Raw genomic sequence first — 5,806 nt, 5'->3', positions numbered from 1 at the left:
ACGGCAAGGTCGACCTGTCGGGTGTTGCCGTCGCGCAGCAGCGCCAGCGCCTGGTTGGCACCCTTGCCGCCGGGAGCGGTGGTGAAGGCCGAGCCGCCTACCGTCTCGCCGGGGCTCGGCAAGCGGTCGACATTGGCGATAAGGTCGAGGTTGATCGAGCCGATGACGATAATCAAGCAACGCCTCCTGGCAGCGCAAATTCAAAGTGTCGGAGCGGCTTTTGTGCGTCCGGGCGAACGCAGGTCGTTCCAATAGCGCGGGAAGCTAACCTGTAAGGCCGCGGCTTGCCAGACCACGCGAATGGTCCAGCTCGATTTGAGGTATCGCGGCTTATTCACAGCGCACGGTGACCGTGCCCTGATAGTTGCCGGCGGGAAAGATACCGCTCGACTTGGTGGCGGTGAGGTCGACCTGCATGGGGTGGGTGCCGTTGACAACCCGCTGCGGCACACTTCCGTTGATGTCGACCCCCGAGCCATCGAGGCGGAAGACCGAAGCGAAGGTCACGTTGGTGCCGCCGCCGCTCGGCGCGGACGAGAATGCGGCTGGCGCCGGCGCCGAAACCGAATAGCAGTCCAGCAGGTTGAACAAGGAGCACAGCAGCGAGCTTGCCACGATCGTGGCGCTCGCACTCGATCCGCCTGCCTGTTTGGAGCCCAGTATGCCGATGGCTGGATTTGCGGTCATCGTTCCGGACGCCCCGACCATGATGGTGCAGGTGCCGATGATCGCCGCCTGCACCGGAAGGCAAAAGCCGGCAAGTGCTGCCATGGCAAGCAGCGCGCTGCTATTTCTTCTTCTTTTTCTTGCCATCGCTTCCGGTCCTGATGCTCCAGCCTTCGTTGGCCCATCCGGGCGATGCAGTCGCGGGAGCGGTGGCGGCAATGCTCGCCGTCTGGCCGTCGGCGCCAAGGCCCATTTTGAGGAGTTTCAGCTCCAGCTGCAGCCGCTCGACCTCAAGCTCGTAGAGGCGGCTGCAATCGACGCGCTTGGGCGTACGCCCGATCGGGATCACGACGCGGCCGTAGGTGGCGACGTCATTGTTCGACTGGTTGTTGCCTCTGATGACGCCGAGATCGACATACGCGCCGGAACCGGACACGGCGGAGCGGCAAGTGGTGCCGTCCGCGGCATGGACCTCGTCCTGGCCCTGGGGCAAGGTGACACCGGGCAGGTTGAAGCCGCTCTCGTTCTGGTTGAGGTTGTAGATGTCCTCGGCCCCGGCCGGCGAGACATTCGCCGACGCAGCCGCGAGCGCGACTATCAGGATTTGCGGCGCCCAAAAAACTTTCCGCATATCTGTGCCCTTATCTGCGTCTGTTGATTGGGAAAGGGGATGCTTTCGGTACAGATACGCACTTTACGCTCGGCGGCGCCGCCAAAGGGCACGACCACAAGGACAGGACGGGACGCCTGGGAAGCCAGCTGGAAGACATTTGGAGAGATCCTGGCGTCTACCGGCTGAAAATCCTGGTCGTAGACGTGTATTTCGACCCGGATCTTCCGGTCGTAGGGATTGGCTGGGAAAACGCGGACCGCGAAGACGTCGGTGAAGCTGTTGACCTCGCCACGCATCGGCGACATCGACTGCGCCTTGGCGGCAATGGGCGCCAATCCGACGGCCAGTGCCGTCGCCAGGATTCGAGCATGTTTCAAGGCCCCCTCCTTCGCTGCGGCGTCATTCGCAGCGCAGCGTTACCGTTGCCTGATAGTTGCCGTTGGCGAAGCGGTTGCTGCCGCCCTTGGTGCCGGCGAGATGGACCGAGACGAGGTCGGCGCCGGGGGTGCCGATGCTGGTGGCCGAGCCGGTCTCAACGATGGAATGCGTGCCCGCAGCGGAGTAGGTCGGCGTCCAGGTCGTCGACGTGCTGTCGGCGGATGGCACCGTCGTGGTGGTGACCGGATCGACACTGAGCGAGACACCTCCGGTCGTCGTCAGTGTCACGGTTCCGGCAGAACCGCCGCTGTTGTGGGAGCTGAGGGACTGGAGATCGGGACTGACCGTCATCGTGCCGTTGGTGGCAACGACAAGCGTGCAGGTCGGCGCGATTGTGCCATTGAAAATGACATTCTGCGTCGTGGCCAACGCGGTCTGGTCTATGCTGGCAACCAGCAGAACTGCGCCGAAGGCGGCGCGAAACAACGTCATCGAGACCTCCTATTAAGCCGGATCGCCCGAATTAATATGGGTCATCATCACTTTATCGTGGTTAATTTAGGGTTAACTAAAATAACATTTGAAAATAACAAACATGGTAACCAGAGGTTGCCCTCGGTTGTATGCAAGCAAAACGAAACAGAAAAACCTAATTATACTTAATGTCGATATCTATATATTCCTTCGGCAATAATTGGAAAATCGATGTTCACGACACCTGCCCGGCTTCCCAGCCCAGGATAGCGCGCTTGCGGGTCAGGCCCCAATGATAGCCGGTGAGGTCGCCGGATTTGCCGATGGCGCGGTGGCAGGGCACCACGAAAGAGAGCGGATTGGCGCCGTTGGCGGCACCAACGGCACGGCTGGCGGACGGCGTGCCGATGCTGGCGGCGATCGAGGAATAGGTGCGGGCCTTGCCCATCGGGATCTTGAGCAGCGCCTCCCAGACACGAACCTGGAAGTCGGTGCCGATCATGACGACATGCAGCGGTTGGTCGGGGCGCCACAGCGTCGGGTCGAAGATGCGCGCGGCGTAGGGGCCTGTGGCAGTCATGTCCTCGACATAGAGGGCGTTCGGCCAGCGGCTGGACATGTCGGCGAAGGCGGCGCGCTCCTCGCCGGGGTCGCTGAAGGCGAGGCCGGCAAGCCCGCGGTCGGTGGCCATGATCAGGGCGGTGCCGAAGGGCGAGGAATGGTAGCCGTAGCGGATGGTGAGCCCGGCGCCGCGCGTCTTGTAGTCGCCCGGCGACATCGCCTCATGGGTGACGAACAGGTCATGCAGCCGGCCCGGGCCGGACATGCCCAATTCGAACGAGGTCTCGAGCAGCGGCATGCCGGAATCGAGCAGCCTGCGCGCATGATCCAGTGTCACCGCCTGCAGGAAGGCCTTGGGCGACAGGCCGGCCCAGCGGGTGAAGAGTTTTTGCAAGCCGGTCGGCGTTTCGCCGACCTCCTCGGCCAGCTCTTCGAGGGAAGGCTGGTCGCGATAGTCGAGGCTGATCTTCTCGATAGCACGGCGCACGATTTCATAGTCGCTGCCTTGCGGCGTGATGTCCTTGTTGAGGACTGCTGTGTGTGTGCTCATGGAACTGTCTCCTTGAGCCGGAATATCGCCCCTTGGGGCGTCGATCGCCACCCGAAACTTGCCTTCTTGCGGCGCATACCCAGATAGACACGGGATTCGAGCCCAGGAGTCGCTCATGGCCGGCGAAAAAGTAAATCTCACCGGGGCAAAGGAGACCTTACTGATGACGCTCTACGGCAAGGCGCTGGAGAGCCGGTTGCCGGATTCGCTGCTTAGGGATCATTTCGCCGACGAGGTAGTTCGCAAGATCGACTATGATTTCTCCCGGCTCAAGGTCGACGACAATCTCGGCGTCGGCCTGGCGATCCGGGCAAAGACGCTGGACGTCCGCGTTGAGGACTTTCTCGCCAGAAATCCTGACGCCATCGTGCTGCATCTGGGCTGCGGGCTCGATACGCGTATCTTCCGTGTCGATCCACCGCAAGGCGTGGACTGGTTCGATGTCGACTACCCCGAGGTCATTGAACTCAGGCGCAAGCTTTACCCGTTGCGCGACCATTACCATCTGGTTGCCTCGTCGGTGACCGAGCCCGGTTGGCTGGCTGAAGTGCCGCGCAATCGCCCGGCCATCGTGGTGGCGGAAGGACTGACGCCCTATCTCCCAGCCGAAGAGGGGCCACGCCTGTTAGCGCGGCTCGTCTCGCATCTTGCCAGCGGCGAGCTGATGTTCGACGCCTACAGCCGTTTCGGCCTGAAGCTGCTTCGCCTCAATCCGACCATCAAGGCGACGGGCGCCGAGGTCCACTGGGCCATCGACGATCCGCACGAACTGGAGCTGGCTGTTCCGAAGCTGCGATTCGTCGAGGACATCTCGGCCTACAAGCCCGAACACGCCGCCCGCATGGGCTGGTCCGCGAAACTGTTCATCCGCCTGTGGAGACACATTCCTGCATTGCGAAAGGTCGGCAGGCTTTTGCGCTATCGGTTCTGAGGCACTTTTTGCCGCAATTCCCCAGGGAAGCGCTGCGCGCTTTTCCCGGGAAAACCGCTTCACACTTTTCCTGGAATTGCTTCTAGCGCGTCTTGGCGGTCGCCAGCGCGCGTGAAAAAGCCGTGGCAAAGCTTTCTCGGGAGGCTGGGTCCAGGAACGATCCGATCGGCACGTTCTGGCCTTGCCCTTCAACCGTCATCCTGGTGATGCCGATCTCGGTGTGACGAGCGACCGAAAACCGCGCCCAGAACGGATTGAAGCGATGCGCTTCCGATTTACCGGAGGGTGCCGTCTTGCGGATGTCGAGGCTGGTGCGCGAGACCGAGACTTCCTCGCGTGCGCGGGCGGCCCGGTAGTTGACGCGAAAGGCGATGTAGACGGCGATCACGTCGAGGCCGAAGAAGCCGAACACCGGCCAGGCACCGCGCGACAGGAAAAACGCACCTGTCACCAGCCAGCCGAACAGCAGCGCGCCCATCAGGATGAAGAAACCTGTCCGGCCCAGCGACCGATGCGGGGTCAGTAGCGCCTGAAAGAATGGCTCGTCGGCCTGAAACGAGGCGTTTGTGTCGCTCATGAGGGGATATTATAGGAGGGAAATGGCGAGCCCCAAGTCCAAAGATTCTTCCATGTCCAAAAAAGAGCTGTTGCCCGGACGGCGCGATGGGTCGAACGCCAAGCCGCGCCCGCGCCCGGTGCGGCGCACTTCGCGCTATAGCCCGGCGGAAGTGCACGAGATCTTCCGGCGCTTTTCCGTCCAGAGGCCCGAGCCGAAGGGCGAGCTCGAACATGTCAACGCCTTCACGCTGCTGGTCGCGGTGGTGCTGTCGGCGCAAGCGACCGATGTCGGCGTTAACAAGGCGACGCGGGCGCTGTTCAAGATCGCCGATACGCCGCAGAAGATGCTGGCGCTGGGCGAAGCCAAGGTCGGCGAGTACATCCGCACCATCGGGCTCTGGCGCAACAAGGCGAAGAATGTGATTGCGCTGTCGCAAGCGCTGATCCGCGACTATGGCGGCGAGGTGCCTGACGACCGCGATGAATTGGTCAAGCTGCCGGGCGTCGGGCGCAAGACCGCCAATGTCGTGCTCAACATGGCCTTCGGCCAGCACACGATGGCTGTCGACACGCATATCTTCCGCATCGGCAACCGGCTCGGGCTGGCGCCCGGCAAGACACCGGAACAGGTCGAGCAGGGGCTGCTCAAGATCATCCCGGACGAATATATGCGCCACGCGCATCACTGGCTGATCCTGCATGGCCGCTATGTCTGCAAGGCGCGCAAGCCGGATTGCACGGCCTGCGTCATCGCCGACATTTGCAAGGCCGAGGTGAAGACGACCGACGTACCGGCACCGCTGGTGCCGATCGCGCCCCTTGAAATGGCTTCAGCGGCAGATCAGTAGCCGTAGCCGCGTGCCATCGCCGCGGCGAAGACCGGGATCAGCAGGAAGATGAAAGCCTCGGCGCGGATATAGGTCTTCACGGACGCAAGCTCAGTTGCCGGCACCAGGAACGAGGGATTGGCGCTTGCCTGCCTGTTCCAGGAAATGAAGCGGACGGTCGGGATGATCGACAGCAGCCCGACCATGCCAAACGCCGCCATCTTGGCCCAGAACACCCAGTTGTAGAC

The 5,806-nt window shown here is 62.3% G+C and carries 10 protein-coding genes; 2 read left to right on the top strand and 8 right to left on the bottom strand.

The window, feature by feature from the left end:
- The 6 genes from EN935_RS19355 to EN935_RS19330 form a co-directional block, all read right to left on the bottom strand.
- Positions 1 to 176: PfkB family carbohydrate kinase (locus EN935_RS19355; RefSeq protein ID WP_245489006.1), on the bottom strand; the 176-nt coding region annotated here is incomplete at its 3' end.
- Positions 177 to 330: 154 nt separating this feature from the next.
- Entirely contained in the window at positions 331 to 813 is a 483-nt protein-coding gene (locus tag EN935_RS19350) for a hypothetical protein (RefSeq protein ID WP_109658851.1), read from the bottom strand.
- Positions 788 to 1,297 (bottom strand): hypothetical protein, encoded by a 510-nt coding sequence (locus EN935_RS19345; RefSeq protein ID WP_127264787.1) that lies wholly within the window; start codon positions 1,295 to 1,297, stop codon positions 788 to 790. The genes EN935_RS19350 and EN935_RS19345 overlap by 26 nt, the downstream gene beginning before the upstream one ends.
- The gene (locus EN935_RS19340; RefSeq protein WP_109658853.1) at positions 1,264 to 1,656 is read right to left on the bottom strand and encodes a hypothetical protein; all 393 of its coding nucleotides are present in this window, start codon (positions 1,654 to 1,656) and stop codon (positions 1,264 to 1,266) included. The genes EN935_RS19345 and EN935_RS19340 overlap by 34 nt, the downstream gene beginning before the upstream one ends.
- Positions 1,657 to 1,678: 22 nt before the next feature.
- Positions 1,679 to 2,149 carry a hypothetical protein gene (locus EN935_RS19335; protein WP_127264788.1) on the bottom strand — a complete coding sequence of 157 codons (471 nt, stop codon included), beginning with the start codon at positions 2,147 to 2,149 and terminating at the stop codon, positions 1,679 to 1,681.
- Between the two features lie 217 nt (positions 2,150 to 2,366).
- Positions 2,367 to 3,242 carry a bifunctional helix-turn-helix domain-containing protein/methylated-DNA--[protein]-cysteine S-methyltransferase gene (locus EN935_RS19330; protein WP_127264789.1) on the bottom strand — a complete coding sequence of 292 codons (876 nt, stop codon included), beginning with the start codon at positions 3,240 to 3,242 and terminating at the stop codon, positions 2,367 to 2,369.
- A gap of 115 nt (positions 3,243 to 3,357) precedes the next feature.
- Between EN935_RS19330 and EN935_RS19325 the strand changes: the two genes are divergently transcribed.
- Entirely contained in the window at positions 3,358 to 4,173 is an 816-nt protein-coding gene (locus EN935_RS19325; protein WP_127264790.1) for a class I SAM-dependent methyltransferase, read from the top strand.
- An 82-nt stretch (positions 4,174 to 4,255) separates the two neighbouring features.
- Here EN935_RS19325 and EN935_RS19320 read toward each other — a convergent pair whose 3' ends face one another.
- Positions 4,256 to 4,750, bottom strand: coding sequence for a DUF2244 domain-containing protein (locus EN935_RS19320; RefSeq protein WP_109658856.1), 495 nt, complete (start codon positions 4,748 to 4,750; stop codon positions 4,256 to 4,258).
- A 22-nt stretch (positions 4,751 to 4,772) separates the two neighbouring features.
- On the opposite strand from EN935_RS19320, the gene nth reads away from it, so the two are divergent.
- Positions 4,773 to 5,579, top strand: a complete 807-nt coding sequence (nth, locus tag EN935_RS19315; protein ID WP_109658857.1) for an endonuclease III — start codon at positions 4,773 to 4,775, stop codon at positions 5,577 to 5,579.
- On the opposite strand, the gene EN935_RS19310 is transcribed toward nth, so the two are convergent.
- Positions 5,573 to 5,806: DUF2214 family protein (locus EN935_RS19310; protein WP_127373531.1), on the bottom strand; the 234-nt coding region annotated here is incomplete at its 5' end. The two genes, nth and EN935_RS19310, sit on opposite strands and share 7 nt — an antisense overlap.

It is taken from the genome of Mesorhizobium sp. M7D.F.Ca.US.004.03.1.1 (assembly GCF_003998635.1).
GTDB classification, from domain to species: Bacteria; Pseudomonadota; Alphaproteobacteria; order Rhizobiales; family Rhizobiaceae; genus Mesorhizobium; species Mesorhizobium loti.
The sequence above is the reverse complement of the archived record's forward strand: the minus strand, read 5'-3'. Positions and strand labels throughout refer to the sequence as shown.